Origin of the sequence: Corynebacterium drakensteinense (assembly GCF_041224285.1) — a bacterium.
Lineage (GTDB): Bacteria > Actinomycetota > Actinomycetes > Mycobacteriales > Mycobacteriaceae > Corynebacterium.
The window spans coordinates 1-1,619 of record NZ_JAXOFP010000035.1 but is presented as its reverse complement, the minus strand read 5'-3'; the positions used below and the strand labels follow the sequence as shown (position 1 = coordinate 1,619).

Below are 1,619 nucleotides of genomic sequence, written 5' to 3'. Positions count from 1 at the left end.
AGCGATTCATGAGTATGTCGAGTTCTATAACGAACGAAGAATCAAGCTTGAGTTCGGTGGATTAAGTATTAATCAGCGTCGGCGCAAGCTGTTACTCTGAATATTCCTAAAAAATGTCCGCATCCCCGGAAATGTGTCTGTTTTTCAGGATAACTGCTGCTAGGAACATGAAAATCGGGTTTGAATAAGGGACTGCACATTATTCAGGCCCGTTTTTGTTCAATACCCCGGAACGGCACCTACATGTGCTAGCAGGTTGCTGGTGTTGTTATCCAGTGACTACCAACAGACCACAATGCCCTATATGCGCTGGGCAAATGAAGAAAAACGGCATTACATCTAAAGGCAAAACCAGATGGCGATGCAAAGACCCCTCCTGTGGCAGCTCCTTAACACGTCACCGAGCCGATAAGACCCAAGCCCGAGATTTTCAGGCTTTCTACCGCTACGCAGTATCGACAACATCCCTGACACAACTCGCTGGGCAATTAGGTCTCAGTAGATGGACTCTCAACCGCCGCTTCGCACCGTTTTGGCTTATTGACATCCCCAACACCCCAGACCCCAACCGCATCTACGACCAGATCTTCATCGACGGCACCTACACCGCAGCAGGCTGCCTGCTTATAGCAGCAAGCCATGACCACGTCATTGCCTGGCACTGGGCCAAAAGCGAAACCGCCAAGGCCTACAAAAAACTGCTATCAAAGATTCCACCACCACTATGTGTCGTCCTTGACGGCGGACAAGGTGCATACTCCGCCATTAAAACCTGCTGGCCGACCACCTTGATTCAACGCTGTCTAGTCCATGCCCAACGCGTTGTCCGCCGCTTAACCACCAGCCGGCCACGCACCGATGCCGGCAAAGCTATCTACGGCTTAGCGCTTGCACTCACCAAGGTCACAACCGTTGACCAGGCACGTGAATGGGTAGTTCAATTACATGATTTCGGTCAAGTTCATAAACGTTTTCTCAATGAGAAAACAACCGTGCCGAAAGAAAGACAAACCATAAATAACCAATGGGAATGGACGCATCTGCGGGTGCGCAGAGCCTATAACTCACTGCTTGATCTCTCACACAAAGGCTGGTTATTTACCTATCTCCAGCCACCAACAGCTGCGATTACCCCGAACAACTGGGTATCAACAACCAACAGCCTAGAAGGCGGGGTCAATGCTCAGCTTAAACGCATTGCTGATGCACACCGGGGCAGAAGCGGGGAACGGCAGCGAAAAATGCTCGAATGGTATCTGTACTCACAAACGCAGCTGCCTGGCGACCCACTCGAGATCGCCAGGCAGTGCAATTTCGGACAAGACCAACTCGCCAAAGTTACAGATCTTGTCCTAGAAGACCTCAACAAAGCCGACCTTGAAACAGGACGACCAGCCTTCTACGACCAGGGTATCGATGTTGAATATACACACTCAATCGGTATCCGGAAAGGCCAGATCTAGGGAATCGGCGACACGCCGATCAGACACATTTTTGGGGATGCGGACGAAATCTTGGAGAGATTTTCCGCATGACTAATATTCGATACACGAATGCGCAACGACTTAAAGCGTTAGAAGTATTCGACAGGACTCAATCTGCCACCAAGACCGTCCGCG

At 50.4% G+C, this 1,619-nt stretch carries 2 protein-coding genes; both read left to right on the top strand.

The window, feature by feature from the left end; translation table 11 throughout:
* Positions 1-4: 4 nt before the first annotated feature.
* The gene (locus tag U1140_RS11340) at positions 5-100 is read left to right on the top strand and encodes an IS3 family transposase (RefSeq protein ID WP_369847372.1); all 96 of its coding nucleotides are present in this window, start codon (positions 5-7) and stop codon (positions 98-100) included.
* Between the two features lie 175 nt (positions 101-275).
* On the top strand, positions 276-1,463 hold the full coding sequence (locus U1140_RS11335) for an IS1249 family transposase (RefSeq protein WP_369847960.1): 1,188 nt from the start codon (positions 276-278) through the stop codon (positions 1,461-1,463).
* Positions 1,464-1,619: the final 156 nt, after the last annotated feature.